This window comes from Leifsonia sp. Root4 (genome assembly GCF_001425085.1).
GTDB lineage: Bacteria > Actinomycetota > Actinomycetes > Actinomycetales > Microbacteriaceae > Microterricola.
In genome coordinates this window covers 443,158-458,397 of sequence record NZ_LMDN01000003.1, presented here as the reverse complement: position 1 = coordinate 458,397, position 15,240 = coordinate 443,158, and the positions used below count along the sequence as shown (strand labels likewise).

The 15,240-nt window shown below is 67.0% G+C and carries 14 protein-coding genes; 5 read left to right on the top strand and 9 right to left on the bottom strand.

Annotated elements, in window-relative coordinates; all coding sequences use genetic code 11:
* Positions 1 to 63 precede the first annotated feature (63 nt).
* Positions 64 to 672, bottom strand: coding sequence for a GNAT family N-acetyltransferase (locus ASC66_RS11800; RefSeq protein ID WP_055839571.1), 609 nt, complete (start codon positions 670 to 672; stop codon positions 64 to 66).
* Positions 673 to 730: 58 nt separating this feature from the next.
* Entirely contained in the window at positions 731 to 940 is a 210-nt protein-coding gene (locus ASC66_RS11795) for a hypothetical protein (protein ID WP_157509778.1), read from the bottom strand.
* Between the two features lie 173 nt (positions 941 to 1,113).
* Between ASC66_RS11795 and ASC66_RS11790 the strand changes: the two genes are divergently transcribed.
* Both ASC66_RS11790 and ASC66_RS11785 read left to right on the top strand, forming a co-directional pair.
* On the top strand, positions 1,114 to 2,562 hold the full coding sequence (locus tag ASC66_RS11790) for an MFS transporter (protein WP_055839564.1): 1,449 nt from the start codon (positions 1,114 to 1,116) through the stop codon (positions 2,560 to 2,562).
* 128 nt (positions 2,563 to 2,690) lie between these two features.
* Entirely contained in the window at positions 2,691 to 3,056 is a 366-nt protein-coding gene (locus tag ASC66_RS11785) for a hypothetical protein (RefSeq protein ID WP_157509777.1), read from the top strand.
* On the opposite strand, the gene ASC66_RS11780 is transcribed toward ASC66_RS11785, so the two are convergent.
* From ASC66_RS11780 to ASC66_RS11765, 4 genes are read right to left on the bottom strand one after another with little or no spacing between them, the layout of a single operon-like run.
* Positions 3,046 to 3,861 carry an alpha/beta hydrolase gene (locus ASC66_RS11780; protein WP_235496906.1) on the bottom strand — a complete coding sequence of 272 codons (816 nt, stop codon included), beginning with the start codon at positions 3,859 to 3,861 and terminating at the stop codon, positions 3,046 to 3,048. The genes ASC66_RS11785 and ASC66_RS11780 overlap by 11 nt on opposite strands.
* A gap of 50 nt (positions 3,862 to 3,911) precedes the next feature.
* Complete coding sequence (locus ASC66_RS11775; RefSeq protein ID WP_055839557.1) at positions 3,912 to 6,218, bottom strand: glycoside hydrolase family 3 C-terminal domain-containing protein; 2,307 nt, start codon at positions 6,216 to 6,218, stop codon at positions 3,912 to 3,914.
* Positions 6,215 to 8,734: a glycoside hydrolase family 78 protein gene (locus tag ASC66_RS11770; protein WP_055839554.1), complete on the bottom strand. Its 2,520-nt coding sequence runs from the start codon at positions 8,732 to 8,734 to the stop codon at positions 6,215 to 6,217. The genes ASC66_RS11775 and ASC66_RS11770 overlap by 4 nt, the downstream gene beginning before the upstream one ends.
* Positions 8,731 to 10,077 carry an MFS transporter gene (locus ASC66_RS11765; RefSeq protein WP_082492283.1) on the bottom strand — a complete coding sequence of 449 codons (1,347 nt, stop codon included), beginning with the start codon at positions 10,075 to 10,077 and terminating at the stop codon, positions 8,731 to 8,733. The genes ASC66_RS11770 and ASC66_RS11765 overlap by 4 nt, the downstream gene beginning before the upstream one ends.
* Positions 10,078 to 10,217: 140 nt before the next feature.
* Between ASC66_RS11765 and ASC66_RS11760 the strand changes: the two genes are divergently transcribed.
* Entirely contained in the window at positions 10,218 to 11,219 is a 1,002-nt protein-coding gene (locus tag ASC66_RS11760) for a LacI family DNA-binding transcriptional regulator (RefSeq protein ID WP_235496880.1), read from the top strand.
* 1 nt (position 11,220) lies between these two features.
* Here ASC66_RS11760 and ASC66_RS11755 read toward each other — a convergent pair whose 3' ends face one another.
* Both ASC66_RS11755 and ASC66_RS11750 read right to left on the bottom strand, forming a co-directional pair.
* A complete protein-coding gene (locus ASC66_RS11755) occupies positions 11,221 to 11,583 on the bottom strand; it encodes an iron chaperone (protein WP_055839548.1) in 363 nt (120 codons plus the stop codon).
* 27 nt (positions 11,584 to 11,610) lie between these two features.
* Positions 11,611 to 12,441, bottom strand: coding sequence for a helix-turn-helix transcriptional regulator (locus ASC66_RS11750; RefSeq protein ID WP_055839545.1), 831 nt, complete (start codon positions 12,439 to 12,441; stop codon positions 11,611 to 11,613).
* Between the two features lie 99 nt (positions 12,442 to 12,540).
* Here ASC66_RS11750 and hxlB point away from each other — a divergent pair, with 99 nt between their 5' ends.
* Together hxlB and hxlA are read left to right on the top strand one after the other, a co-directional pair.
* Complete coding sequence (hxlB, locus tag ASC66_RS11745) at positions 12,541 to 13,125, top strand: 6-phospho-3-hexuloisomerase (RefSeq protein ID WP_055840382.1); 585 nt, start codon at positions 12,541 to 12,543, stop codon at positions 13,123 to 13,125.
* 40 nt (positions 13,126 to 13,165) lie between these two features.
* Positions 13,166 to 13,789: a 3-hexulose-6-phosphate synthase gene (hxlA, locus tag ASC66_RS11740; protein WP_055839542.1), complete on the top strand. Its 624-nt coding sequence runs from the start codon at positions 13,166 to 13,168 to the stop codon at positions 13,787 to 13,789.
* 161 nt (positions 13,790 to 13,950) lie between these two features.
* Here hxlA and manA read toward each other — a convergent pair whose 3' ends face one another.
* Positions 13,951 to 15,231 carry a mannose-6-phosphate isomerase, class I gene (manA, locus tag ASC66_RS11735; protein WP_082492282.1) on the bottom strand — a complete coding sequence of 427 codons (1,281 nt, stop codon included), beginning with the start codon at positions 15,229 to 15,231 and terminating at the stop codon, positions 13,951 to 13,953.
* Between the last annotated feature and the right edge of the window lie 9 nt (positions 15,232 to 15,240).

Sequence of the window (15,240 nt, the reverse complement as noted above, 5' to 3'; positions counted from 1 at the left end):
CTGCGTCAGCCCATTCTAGTGGCCGTTCGACCCACAAATGCGGTGGCGCGACCGGCCCCCGGATCAGCGCTTCTTCGCGAGTCGCAGATCCAGCCCGCTTCGAACCTGCGGCCACTCCGAGGCAATGATCGAGAAGATCACGGTGTCGCGGAGTGAGCCGTCGGCCATGCGGCTCGTCGCCCGCAGCACTCCATCCTGCTTCGCCCCCAGGCGAGCGATCGCCTCGCGGGACTGCATGTTCATCCAGTGCGTGCTGAACTCGACGGCAACGCAGTTGAGGGTCTCGAATGCGTGGCCGAGGAGGAGCCTCTTGCTGTCCGGATTCGTTCCCGTTCCCTGCGCACTCGCTGCGTTCCAGGTGTAGCCGATCTCCAGGCGTGGCAGCTCGGCGTTGATGTCGCAGTAGGTGGTCATGCCGATGATCGTGCCTGGCTCACCGGAGACGGGGTCGTTCAGACGAGTGGTGAACGGCACCATCGAGCCGTCCTCCTGCATGGCCAGCCGTCGCCGGATCTCATCCCGCATGTGCTCGGGTCGCGGCACCGAGGTGTACCAGAGGTTCCACAGCTCGCCATCGGATGCCGCCTCGACGAGTCCGTCGTGGTGATCCTCGCTCAGTGGTTCGAGGGTGACGTAGTGTCCGCGGAGGGTTACTGGGGAGATCCGAGCCATGGGGCAACTCTACTTCGCGGTACTTTCCTCACCCTCGAGCCAATGACGCTTCCGCGGCTCAGTAGCCTGGGATGACGAGCACCATCTTGCAGCGCGGACAGCGATGGCAGGATTCGAGACCCTCGACCGTGTCGACGCCATCCGGATGCATCTCCACGCCGCAGGCAGGGCAGGGCGGGCCATCGAAGAGAGCGCTGTATTCATCCACGCTGTCGTCATCGACCCTGGCGTCATCCACCCTGTCGTCATCCACCCATTCGTCACTCACTCCCCCAGTCTGCAACACGTGTCGATCGCCTGCAGTCGCTGCCGCAGGCCTCCGAGCGGTCTGATAATCTGGTCACCTGATTGGCTACGTGGCCACTGTGGTCGAGCGCACATCGCGCGTTCGGTCCGAGGCTTGAAACCTCCGGCATCCTTTTGATAACCGGAGGTTTCTCCATGTCCACCCCTCTTCGCTCACCCAATCGCTGGTGTGCCCTCGTCGTGCTCTCGCTCACCCAGCTCGTCGTCGTTCTCGACGGAACGATCGTGAACATCGCGCTGCCGCAAGCTCAGATCGAGCTCGGGCTCTCCGACAGCGAGCGGCAGTGGGTCGTCACGGCCTACGCCCTGGCGTTCGGCGCACTGCTCCTGCTCGGCGGCAGGATCGCCGACTACTGGGGCCGCAAGCGCACCTACCTCGTCGGCATGGTCGGCTTCGGCGCCGCCTCGGTCTTCGGTGGTATGGCTCAGAACGGGACTGAACTCATCGCCGCGCGCGGTCTGCAGGGTCTGTTCGCCGCGATGCTGGCTCCGGCCGCCCTCGCACTGCTCACGATGACCTTCACGCACGGCAAAGACCGCAACACGGCGTTCGCCGTCTTCGGCACGATCGCCGGCGCAGGCGCGGCCATCGGCCTCCTCCTCGGCGGCGCACTCACCGAGTTCGCCGACTGGCGCTGGTGCCTGCTCGTGAACGTGTTCTTCGTGATCCTCGGTCTCATCGGCGGCATCCTGTTCCTGACCGAGAGCAAGGCGGACGGCGACAACCGCTACGACGTCTGGGGCGCCATCACGGTCATCCTCGGCCTCGGTTCGCTCGTCTACGGCTTCAGTCTCGCCGAAGGCGGATGGGGCTCGGCCGACACGATCGGATTCCTCGCGATCGGCGTCGTACTGCTCGGACTGTTCGTGTGGATCGAATCGCGGGTCGCCCAGCCGCTACTGCCTCTGAGTATCGTGGCGAACAAGGTGCGCGGCGGGGCATTCCTGATCCAGGCCGTCACCGGCAGCGTCATGATCGGAGCGACCCTCTACCTCACCTTCCACCTGCAGATCGTGCTGGGCATGGCACCGTTCGCTTCGGGACTGGCGAGCTTGCCCCTGACCGTCGCCATCATGATCGTGGCGCCGATCGCCACGAAGCTGCTGCCGCTCAGCGGTCCGCGCCCGATGATGATCGGCGGCCCGCTGCTGGTGGCGGTCGGCCTCGTCTACCTCAGCCGGATCACGGCCGACGGGGACTACTTCGTGCAGGTCCTGCCCGCACTCGTGCTGATGGGATTCGGCATGGGCTTCGTCTTCGTGCCGCTGCAGAACCTCGCGCTCAGCGGTGTCGCCCCGCACGATGCCGGCGCGGCATCCGCCACCGCCAACTCCGCGATGCAGATCGGCGGCTCGATCGGCCTCTCGATCTTCACGGCGATCTATGCGGCAACGGCGGGAGCGACCAGCGGCTTGACCGGTACGGCGCTGCTCGAGGCCTTCACGAGCGGCTACTCGGCGACATTCCTTGCCGCCGCAGTCGGAATGGTTCTGGCATCGGTCATCGCCGCCGTGTTCATTCGTGGCGAGAAGTCGGAGCTGCTCCCCCAGGGTGACGCCGTCGCCATGGCGCACGTGGGCTGACGGACACCAGACACCGGGTCAACCCTGTTGCCGAGTTGACCCGGTGAGCCATCGTGCGTTGTCCGCGCATGCGCATAGTGTTGATGGTGTGCGAGCCGGCGCACCGTGAGCATCCTCAGGAGCAAGCAATGTCCACCCTCCCCCAACCGATACGTGTAGACGTCGACATGTGGATCTGCATGCGCAACGATGCGGTGACGCCGAAGGCCTCGATTCAGCGCGTGCACACCCCGGACGGCGACCGCTACCTGCTCTACAAGTGGGACGTCGACCCGGCCAAGCGCGTGCTCCGAGGCATGCACGACTCGCTCGAGAAGGCCAACGCGCTGGTGCGCTTCGACCCAGCGCAGAACGCCACACAGAACACAACACCGCCGGGCCCTCCAGCGGCCCCACCCGCTGCGCCTCCCGCGGCCCCGCGTCCATCGCTCACCGAATCCGAGCTCAAGGACCTCGCCGCAATGCGCGGGGCGGGTGCACTGATCAAGCGCTGACCAGCCAGCGCTTGGCGCGCGCGATTCCCTCGTCGAATGCGGGCTCCCCGGGTCGGTTCAGGAAGCCGTGAGTGGATCCGGCCACAACGTGATGTGTGGCATCGACCCCGTCGGCCCGCAGTTCTCTCGCAAAGTGTTCGCCCGATGCTCGGAGCGAATCGCGATCCGCGTCGAGCAGCAGCGTCTGCGGCATCCCGGCCAGGTCGTGGCCGCCAGGGAAGGCGAATGGATCGGCCATCGCCTCGATGCGCCCGGCGTAGTTCCTGTTCATCCGCTCGACGGTCGCCGGGCGGAACTGCGCCAGACCGTGCCGCCCCCGGATCCGGGCACGCAACTCGGGCGAGGCCGGCGGCAGCACCGCGTGGAAGGTCCCGTATGCAAGCAGCAGCCGTCTGGATGCCGCACGACCTTCACGCAGCGCTCGGAGCGTGGCCCCCGCCGCCAGACACGCCCCGGCGCTCGCGCCGCCGAGCACGAGAGAGTGACCGGAGGCCGCCGCCTCCCCGGCAAGTTGGCCGATCACGTCGCTGACATCATCGACGGGGACCGGGTAGCGCACGCCGCCGAGTACCCCGGGGCGCGGGCGCGCCCACCAGCTCCACGACGGGACGCGCCGGTAGTCGACGGTGACGACGGGATGCCCGGCCTCGGCAAGAGCGAGCGCCACGCCGTGAGCCTCGGGCATGTCAAGATCGCCGTGCGAGAACGCCCCACCATGGAGCCACACAATGAGCGACGAGGACCGAGGGGCAGCCGCCCGTGGTCGATAGCGGCGCAGCGGTATCCGGCCGTGACGCCCGGCCACCGTGTCGTTGCGATACCGTGCGTCCTCCGCCACGGGCGAGTGCGGCTCGTTCACGCCACGGACTCCGTGCGCTCCGATGCACCGCTCAAGAGAATGAGCTGCTCGAGCGCTTCGGCAGGGATCTCCACTCCGGGGAATCTCGCGAACTGCCCCATCGGCATCGATTCGACCATCTTGAGCGCGTTGGCGTTCGCCTCGGCGGCCGCCTGCTGCCCCGCTGTCGCGTTCGCCATCATGGTCTGTATGAGCACCGGCCCGACAACAGAGTGCCCGAACCATTCCTTCACGGTCGAGTCGAGGTTGAGCGCAGCGGGCCGCTCGACATCACCCGCAAGGGTCACCTCGCGCGACGCGATGATGTCGCTGGCCGAGCGGCCGAGTTCAACCCTGTAGCTGCCGGGGTCGACCCACCAGCGCGAGCCGCGCGCATCCCAATGGGCGAAGGAACGTCGCTCCAGTTCCAGCGAGATCGTCGTCGTCTCGCCGGGTTCGAGCGAGACCTTCGCGAAGGCACCGAGCTCGCGTACCGGTCGGCGAACCGCCGACGGCGCCGGCGCGATGTAGAGCTGCACGACCTCGGCACCCGCGACGTCACCCGCGTTCCGCACTGTCACGCGGGCCACTGCGGCATCCGTGCCGCTCCCATCGACCTCGAAGTCGTCGATGCTGAAGCTCGTATAGCTGAGGCCATGGCCGAACGGGTACCGCACGGCGCGGTCAACACTCGTGTAGTAGCGGTAGCCGACGAAGACACCCTCGCCATGCCGAACGAGCTCCTGCTCCCCCGGGAAATTGAGGTACGCCGGTGTGTCGGCCAGCGCGAGCGGGATCGTCTCGGCGAGGCGCCCGGAGGGGTTCACCGCACCGGTCAGCACGTCAGCGAGCGCGCCGCCGACGGCCTGGCCGAGAGCCCATCCCTCGACGATCGCATCGACGCGGTCGTGCCAGGGCTCGAGCGTGACCACACCGCCATTGGAGAGCACGACGACGGTGCGCGGGGCGACACCCGCGACCGCCTCGATGAGCGCGACATGCGCGTCGGGCAGATCGAGGTGCTCCCGGTCGAAGCCTTCCGACTGGTCTTCCTCGTACAGTCCGACCATGACGACGGCCACATCGACGGATGCTGCGGCGGCCCGTGCTTCGGACAACAGCGCGTCGGCCGTTGCTGCGTCCGCGCCCTTCGAGTATCCGGCCGCATAGGAGACGCGCTCGCCGCCGAGCGCCGCCCGGAGTTCGTCGAGTGGCAGGTCGACCTGGGTGGGATTCACGTGAGAGCTGCCACCGCCCTGATACTGCGGTGCGACGGCCAACTCGCCGATGACGGCGACCGTCTGCCCGGGGCGCAACGGCAGCGTGTGCTGTTCATTGCGCAGCAGCACCACGGACGCCGCGGCCGCGCGTCGGGCGAGCGCGTGGTGCGCGACCGGGTCGAAGCCTGCCGACGCATCCGGTGTCAAGGCATCCGGTGCCGGTGCCGTGCGCTCGGCGAGCCGCTGCAACCGTTCGACACTCGCCTCGACGAGCGCGGGTTCGAGTCGCCCGTCTCTGACCGCCTGCAGGATCGCCTCGGTTCCGGAGTCGCCGGTGCCCGGCATCTCGAGGTCGAGTCCGGCGGCCAGCGCTTCAACGCGGTCTTTGATCGCGCCCCAGTCGGAGACGACCAGCCCGTCGAAGCCCCACTCCTCGCGCAACAGCTCGGTGAGCAGCCAGTGGTTCTCCGAGGAGAAGACCCCGTTGATCGCGTTGTACGCGCTCATCACCGACGTCGGGGCGGCCTCCTTCACGACGCGCTCGAAGGCGGGCAGGTAGATTTCGCGGAGGGTGCGGGAATCGACCTCGGCGCTGACCCGCATGCGATCCGATTCCTGGCTGTTCACGGCGAAGTGTTTCAGCGAGGTGCCGACACCGGTGCTCTGCACGCCGCGCACGTACTCCACGGCCAGCGCTCCGGTCAGGCGCGGGTCTTCAGAGAAATACTCGAAGGTACGACCGCCGAGCGGTGACCGCTTGATGTTGATCGCGGGGCCGAGCAGCATGTCGACATCCAGTGCACGCGCCTCGCGGCCGAGCGCCTCGCCGACCTCGCGCATGAGCGCAGGATCCCAGCTCGACGCGATTCCTGCTCCGGGCGGGAAGCAGGTCGACGGCATGCTCTGGTGAAAGCCGAGGTTGTCGGCGGTGCCGGCCTGCCGACGCACGCCGTGCGGCCCGTCGACCATCACGATCGAGCGGATGCCGCCGCCTGCGCGTGTCGACCAGAAGTCGCGTCCACTCAGCAGGGCGGCGAGCTCCTCGAAGGCCGAATCGTCTGCAGCGTGGGTGGGATCGTGCGTCTCATCGCGGATATCGGTCATGCGAGTGCCCCTTCAGGGTTCTGGTTTACGGCGCGCTCAAGGTCGATGCGCAGGTCGTCGGATGCCCCCGGTATGTACCCGAGCACGATCGCGAGGCTCATCGCTGCGGCCTCCGGTGCGGTGCCGTCGATGGGGATTCCGGGCAGGTGCTTCGCGAACACCGTGGTGATGTCGCGCCAGACGAGTGGATCGGCCGCGAGCACGCTGAGCGTGGTGTCCATCGAGTAGACGGTCCGTTCCACGCTCGGCAGTTCATAGCGCCAGGAGTGCGTGCCACCACCGATCGTGGTGGTCGTGCCATCCGGGTGCAGTGGCAGCACAACGTCGGCCTCGACACCGGCGGGCACCGTGAGGTCAAGCGTCACCTCGGTGCCGTCGATACGCCAGTCGACGATGATCTCGCCGTGCGCTGACTGATGACGGGTGCGGGCCGAGGTGAGGCCGCCACCCGGCTTCGGCGCGATCAGCACCCGACGATACCCGGGCTCGATCGCCTCGATGCCACCGACGACGCGGTGCAGCCACGCCGCGACCGCGCCGAGCGCGTAGTGATTGAGCGATGTCATTCCGGAGGGGTTGATGGTGCCGTCGGGACGGATCGAGTCCCACCGCTCCCAGATCGTCGTCGCCCCCATGGTCACGGGATAGAGGAAGGACGGGCAGCGCTTCTCCATGAGCAGCGCATAGGCCTCATCGAGGTGACCTGTGCTCGAGAGCGCGTCCGTCACGAGCGGCGTTCCGGCGAACCCAGTCGAGATCGTGTAGCCGGCCTTCGCAACGAGCTTCGCCAGGTGCTCGCCGGCGTGCTGCCGCTGCGCCGGCTCGAGGATGCCGAAGACGATGGCAAGCGCATAGGCGGTCGCCGATTCGTTCACGATGCGACCGGCCTCGGTCACGTACTCGCGGCGGAACGCCGCTCGCACCCGGTCTGCCAGTGCGGCAAAGTGCGCCGCGTCCTCGTGCTCGCCGAGCAGCGCCGCCGTTGCGGCGAGTTCCCGCGTCGTCTTGCAGAGGTAGGCGCTCGCGACGAGGTGACGGTCGGTCTTGCCACCGGCCGGGTTGTCAATGGGGGCGTCCGGGTCGAGCCAGTCGCCGTACTGGAATCCGCTCGACCACAGGTCGTGCTCGTCGAGCAGCGGTTCGACGCTGCGGATGAACGCGGTCATCGAGGGGTACGCACGGCGGAGGATCTCGAGCTCGCCGTACTCCTGGTACAGCGCCCACGGCAGGCTGACCGCGACGTCCGACCAGAGCGCCGTCGGTGAGGACGGCGTCGAGAGTACGTCGGGTACGACCCACGGCACGAAACCCTTGTCGCGTTGTTCGGCGGCGAGGTCATCGAGCCACGAGCCGAGCACGCCGCGTACGTCGTAGAGGAATGCCGCCGTTGGCGCGAAGGCGTTGAGATCCCCCGTCCAGCCGAGGCGTTCGTCGCGCTGCGGGCAGTCGGTCGGCACGCCGACGAAATTGTCCCGCATTGACCACACGACGTTCTCGTGGAGGCGGTTCACAAGCTCGTTCGAGGTCTCGAACCAGCCGGTGCGCGTCATGTCGCTGTGCACCACGATCGCGCGCAGGTCATCGGCCGCGAGCTCGCCCGGCCATCCGTCGATCTCGACGTAGCGGAAGCCGTGGAAGGTGAACCGCGGCTCATACGTCTCGGCCTTCCCGCCGCGCGCCGTGTAGACATCGGTGGCCTTCGCCGTACGGATCGTCTCAATGTCGAGTTCACCGTCGGTGAGCGTCTCCGCGTGCCGAATAGTGATCACATCGCCCGATGCCGCATGCACGGTGAAGCGCACCCAGCCCGAGATGTTCTGGCCGAAGTCGACGATGGTGCGCCCGCCGGGGCGTGTCTCGATCGACACCGGCGCAAGTTCTTCCACACGGCGGATCGGCTCTGCGGCCGAATCGAACAGTGCATCGCCCGGCCAGTCGAGCGATTCGACTCCGGCCCACTCGCCGTCGTTGAATCCCGGCTCGCTCCAGCCCACGGGTTCGAGTCGCGCGTCGACGACCTCGCCGTCGTAGATGCTCGAGGAACGGATGGCGCCGGACGCGGTGCGGAACGCGTCATCCGTCACCACCGTCTCGACCCTGTCGGCATACTCGAGCACGAGCTCCGCCCATACTGCCGGTCGGTCGCTGTAGTGGTTGCGCCGATTCTCCCAGCCGAGACGGCCGAGCGCCCAGCCCTCACCGACGATCGCGCCCAGCACGTTCTCGCCCTCACGGACGAGCGCGGTGACGTCATGGCTCGATACCGCGAGGCGGTGCCGGTAGGAGGTCCAGCCCGGGGCGAGCACCTCGTCACCGACGCGAGTGCCGTTGAACCATGGCTCCACGACGCCGATCGCAGTGATGCGCAATGTGGCGCGGTGCAGCCCACCGGAGGCTGTGAAAGCCCGCCTGAAATACGGCGCGGGGTCGCCGTCACGCCCGCTGTCGGCGATGGGCGTGATGAAGGTGGTCTCTGGCAACGGGTTCTCCTGGAGTTTCGGGGCGGGGCGGGTCATCGCACGGACTTGATGCGCAGCACGACCAAGCCGCCGGCGAACACGCACGCGGCCGCGACGACGAACAGCGCGGTGTAGTTCTTCTCGCCACCGGTCACCGCGATCGCGAGGAACAGGGGTGCGATCAAGGGGGCGATGGCCTGAGGGATCGAGGTGGCGAAGCCGGTGATGCCCATGAAACGGCCCGCGTCGGTCTCGCGTTCCGGCAACACGTCAAGCAGCAGTGCCTGATCGACCGCCGCGAAGCCACCGAGACCGACGGAGACAATGAGCGATCCAGCGATCAGCACGGAGAGGTCAGTGGAGAACGCCATGGTGACCATTCCGATGGCCATCATCGATCCGGACAGCACCACGAAGAGCTTGCGTCGGCGGAGCTTGTCGGAGAGGAATCCTCCGCCAATGGCCCCGAGCGTCGTCGCGAGCACGCCGGCCCCTCCGAGCGCGGCGATGATGCCCGCGACCTCGGTGACCTCGATGCCGAGGCGTGACGCGAAGAAGAACGCGGTGAAGGTCGTGTTGAGCGTCAGGCCGAAGTAGAAGAGGAATCGGCCGAGCCAATTCCAGGAGAAGTCGGGGAACTGCCTCGGGTTGTAGAGGTACTTGCCCAGCAGGCTGCGAAGCGTGATCCGGTCGGCAAACACGTTCCCACGACTGTCATCCTCGTGCACGAGGAACACGAACAACGCCACGAAGATCACGCCGACCGTACCCGGCACGAGAAACAACAGGAGGGCGTCGGCGGCGAGGCCACCCGCGATCACGACGCCGAACACCGGCGCGACCTGGGTGGCGAAGCCGGTGAGGCCGGCGACCTTGCCGCGCTGCGACTCTGGCAAGCGGTCGGCGGTGGAAATCTGCAGATTGGCGAGAACCTGGCCCCAGCCGAGCTGCGCGAGGATCCAACCGAAGCCGAGCAGCAACACCGACGGGGCAAGCGCCATCACGACGAGGGCGACGACACCGAGCAGGGTGCCGACGATCATGAACGGTCGGCGGCGGCCAAGGCGGGTGCGGGTGCGGTCGCTCGCAACGCCGAGGAATGGTCCGGAGATCATGACTGCGAGGGCCCCGGCGCCGGTGATGAAGCCGAGGTACTCCTGATTGTCGGGCGCGAGCTCGTTCACGCGGATCGCCAGCGAGATGGCAATCGGCGTGATGAATGCCACGAACACGCCGAACTGGGCGAGCACCATGAGCCAGATGTACTTCGGGCCGACCTTCGGCAGCACCGCTGCCGGTGACTCGTCGACGGCGATCACGCCGGGATCGACGGTCGCGGTGGGAAGCGGGGAAGGGACGGGGACGACGAGTGGTTCGTCATCGCGGGCGTCGTTGCGCATGGGACTCCGTTGTCTGAAGGGAAGGGCAGTGTTGCGTTCAAGGAATCACTAGCGCGGGCTAGTGACTGGCGTCGATGCTACATTAGGAAAACTAGCGCGCGCAAGCAGCATCGCGGACGAAAGGCGAACGGATGCCCCAAATGAGTAGCACCCACCGCGTCACGGCGGCCGATATCGCTCGCTCACTCGGCATTTCTCGGGCGACAGTCGGGTTCGTACTCAACGACACCCCCGGTCAGACCATCTCGGGTCCGACGCGCGCCCGGGTCCTCGACGAGGCCAAGCGACTCGGCTACCGCCCACACATTGCCGCACGGGCACTGGCGAGTGGTCGCAGCCGCATCGTGCTGCTCGTGCTACCTGATTGGCCGCTCGACTTCAATCTGCGCCGCAACATCGAAGAGGCGTCGCTCGCCCTGGATGAAGCCGGCTATGCGCTCATCACCTACACGCCGCACCCGACCGGCCACTCTCGCCCGCTCTGGGAGACCCTGCAGCCCGACGTCGTGATGTCGATGGCGGCATTCGCACCGGGTGTCGCCGAATCGATCCGCGCCTCCGGCGTGACCCGTCTCATCCCCGATCCAGAGAGCCCGATCGCCGAGGAGTACTCCGAGGATGGTCCGGTGCTCCAGTTACAGCACCTATTCGATCTCGGGCATCACTCGATCGCGTTCGCGGGCTCGGCCGACCCGCGCGTGGCGGACCTCGTGACGCTGCGCCGTCAGCGCGCGGCTCAGGCCGCGAAGGAGCTGGGCCTCGCTCCGCTCATCACGGCCGATGTCGAGCTCACGGATGCCTCCGCGCACGCGGCCATCCAGGAGTGGCTATCGGCCGGCGTCACGGCCGTTGCCGCCTACAACGACGACGTCGCCGCGGCGATCGTCGGTGCCGCGCTTCGTTCCGGCATCTCTGTGCCAGGCGAGCTGTCCGTCATCGGCCACGACGACACCCCGCTCGCGTCCATGTTCGAGCCGCGCCTCTCCACGATCAGCATGAACACGGTGGGCCTGGGCCGCTACCTGGCCGAGCTCGCCCTCAGTGCCGTTGAGGAACGGAGCGTGTCTGGCGCCGGCCCCGAACTGCGACTCGCGCTCGTCCCCCGCGCCTCAACGGAAGCCCTCTCCGCCCGACCCGCCTGAGCTACTGCCTGTTGGCGTCGATGTCGCGGATATGCACGCGAACAAGAGCTTCGACCAAGCGGCTCGGCAGGGGCTTGTCCAGCGTGTATTGGATCGCGTGCTCGGTGGTCTTGTAGCCCTCGAGCTGGTCCTTCAGCTCGTCGATCGCCCATGAGGACGGGTAGAAGCTCAGATGCTTCTTGGAGGCGGTGAAGTACACAAGGGCTCGGTTCTTGTACTTGAGCGTCGGCATCCCGTAGCTGATGGTCTCCTCGGTGTCCGGCACAAGTTCAGTGACGAGCGCGCGGATCCGTTCGAGCTCGGCCCGGTACGCGGGGTCGAGCGCAGAGAGATACTCGTCGATGCTCTTCGCCTTGTCAGCCATGAACTGAGGTTAGCGCGACGCCCGTTGTCAACGCCGCGAGAGCGCAACGAGCTCCGATCGCGTCGAGGCCCCCACCTTCCGCAGCAAGTTGGAGACGTGGAACTTCACCGTGTTCTCGCTCACGTTCAGGCGCTCGGCGATGGCTCGATTGCGGGCACCGGATGCGACGAGCCGAAGGACCTCGCGCTCACGCGGGCTCAGCTGAACGGTATCGTCGACGAACTCCGACTCCATTGGAGCGTCCAGGGGGATCTTGACCGACAGCGCCGAGCCCCACCCCGGCGTCGCCGAGAGCGTGAACTCGCCGTTCAGCGCGGAGACTCGCTCGACGATCGGCCGCAGAGAGTCGTCGTGCGCGGCGGTCTCCCCCGCACCGTTGTCGCGGATCCCGATCAGAAGGTTGAGGCCGTCGCAGTCCCACTGGATGCGCACGCGACGCGCCTCCCCCGCATCGACGATGGCCAGAACCGCGCTGCGCACGATCGCCCTGGCGGCGTAGGCCACCTCGCCGGGGAGCGCTCGGCCCGTTGCGGGCGGCTCGACGAATTGCACATCGAGGCCGCCGAACCGCACGAACGGGCGGAGGTCGCTTTGCAACCGGGCGAAAGCTCCGACGACCGGCTCGACCATGCTGCTGCGTTGATGATCGGTCTCTGTCCTCAGCTCAACGAGCGCGGACGTTGCTGCGTCGATTGCGATGTTTCTGGCCGCGCGGTCATCGACCCGGTCCGAGCGCAGCACGGCCAGAATCGATTCCAGGGTGACGGCATGCCGATCCGCGAGCTCGGCGACCGTCCTGGCATGGTCGAGAACTCGTTTTCGTGACGCCGGTGACGGGATCTCACTCGTGTTGTCCATGCACGTAACCTACTCGAGAATAAGGGCCCATCCTTTCGGGTAGGCAACCCCGCCGTCCGCCGGGTGTCAGAGCGCGTGCGTGTCTCCGATGATGAAGACATGCACACGAACACGGTAGCCGTCACGGATGCCCTCATCCTGATCGATCGGGAACTCTCGTCCGTCGCCGCGCGCCTCGCCGGCGACATCGATACCGCCGCGCAGCTGAGTGCGCTGACCGAGTCCGTCGCCAACGCCGACCGCGTCTTCCTCGTCGGCGCCGGCCGTTCGGGGCTCGCCCTTCGAATGACGGCGATGCGGCTGATGCACCTCGGTCTCTCAGTCCACGTCGTCGGCGATGTCACCACGCCGGCCATCCGCTCCGGCGACGTCTTGCTCACAGCGAGTGGTTCTGGCACCACCGGAGGGATTGTGCGGGCAGCGCAGTCCGCGGTGAACGCTGGAGCGAGCGTCGCCGCGATCACCACCGCCGCCTCGTCGCCCCTCGCCGCACTGGCCGCGACTCTCGTCGTTGTTCCCGCGGCAGGAAAGCTGGACCGCTCCGGCTCGGCCTCATCGCAGTACTCCGGAAGCCTGTTTGAACAGCTCGTCGTCGTCATCGGCGACGCCCTGTTCCACACACTGTGGCAGCGCGGCGGCAGCAGCGCCGACGAACTCTGGAGCCTCCACGCAAACCTCGAATAGCCATTCATCACCACGACACGACCCAACACAAAGGAACGCTATGAAACTGCAGTTCGCCATGGACACGCTGACCACCGAGAATGCTCTTGCACTCGCCAAGGCAGCGGCTCCGCACGTCGACATCCTCGAGCTCGGAACGCCGCTGATCAAGAGCGAGGGCCTCTCGGCCGTCACCGCGATCAAGAACGCGCACCCCGACAAGATCGTTTTCGCCGATCTCAAGACCATGGATGCCGGCGAGCTCGAGGCCGACATCGCCTTCGCCGCCGGAGCCGACTTGGTCAGCGTGCTCGGATCCGCCGGCGACAGCACCATTGTGGGAGCGGTCAAGGCCGCCAAGAAGCATGGCAAGGGCATCGTCGTCGACCTCATCGGCGTTGCGAACAAGCCCGCACGGGCCCAGGAAGTCGTCGCCCTCGGCGTCGACTTCGTCGAGATGCACGCCGGTCTTGACGAGCAGGCCGAGGCAGGCTTCACGTTCAGCAAGCTGCTGCGCGATGGCAAGGAATCCGGCGTCACGTTCTCGGTTGCCGGTGGCATCAACGCCTCCACCATCGCATCCGTGCAGGCATCGGGCGCCGCGGTCGCTGTGGCCGGCGGCGCCATCTACGGCGCACCGGATGTCGGAGCCGCCGCCGCGGAACTCCGTTCCGCCATCGCCTAGAAAGCGGTTGACACAGAGAGCATTGGACACAGAGCACCGGGGCAGATGCCCCGGTGCTATTCCCATCTCGTTGCACGGCCCGACGGCTCGCCAGACGAGCATGCGGATGCCGGCGGCCGCAGAGCTGCCGCTGACCGGGCCTACCAATGCCCGCGTCGACGTCAGTCAGCAGCGAGGAATGGGAGCTCGCGCTGCGGCGGTACACAGGCAATCCACACCGCCCCGTCACCCGTGATTGAGAGCACGTCCTCGTCGGGCGTCACGAAGGCCGCCTCCCCACGCGTGAGGTCGATGGCGTTGACTCCGCCTCGAATGCGCACCGAACCGGTCTCAATGAGCACGATTGCCGGCCCGTCGACTGTGAGAGCGGCCGGCGCCTGTAGGCGGTGCAGTACGAAGTCGTCGACGCCGGCGTCGTAGCTTTTCACACCGGCTGCCGCGGCCCGCGGCATCAGGTACGGCGGAGCGATCGGCGAGAAATCAAGCACTTCGACAAGCTCGTGCACATCCACGTGCTTGGGCGTCAGTCCCCCGCGCAAGACGTTGTCACTGGCGGACATCAGTTCGATCCCCACCCCGCCCAAGTATGCATGCACATTGCCCGCATCCAGAAAGAGCGCCTCTCCCCGGCGCAAGGTCACGCGATTCAGCAGGAGCGAGATCAGGATGCCGGGGTCACCGGGATAGGCCTCCGCAAGAACCGTCACCGTCTCGAACGATGCCGCGAACGGCGAGGATGTGGCCTCCACCGATGCGGCAAGCACGCTCACCCGATCGATGAGTTTGACGACCGCCTCCGTGCGATCGGCGGCGAGCAGACATGACACCGTGGCACGCACCGGTTCGCTGTCGAGCAGTAGAGACTGCAGGAACTCGAGACTGTCTGCACCCGCGTCTGTACTCCCCTCGGCAGAAGCCGCGTCGGCGGAGGCCGCGTGGGCAGTGCGGAGTACGTCGAGGATCGCGAGGACGTCGTGCAGCGGTCGAAAGCCCGAGAGCGCTTCGAATCTCTCGCTCACCGCGACGATGACCTCCGGCTTCGCGGAGTCATCCTTGTAGTTGCGGTTCGGCGCGTCGATCGCGAGGCCGGCAGCCTGTTCGAGAGCGAACCCGATGCGTGCGCGTTCCGTCGTCGGGTGCGCCTGAAGCGACAGCGCCGAGTCGGCAGCGAGGATCTTCAACAGGAACGGCAGGCGCCCGCGCGCCGCGGCGAGGTCGGCACCCAGCGCCTGGATCGGCTCGGCCTCGATCCAACGGGCGAGGTCATCGTATGGGGGCGTATGTGACCCTCCGCCGATGATGCGGGCGGGCGAACCGGCATGGGCTCCCAGCCACAGTTCGGCCTCGGGTTCGCCTGATGGCGCGGTGCCCCGAAACTCTGCGATGCCGGTTCGCGAACCCCATGAGTACGCCCTCGGGGTGTTGTCGATTTTCACAAACACGCTGCGCGT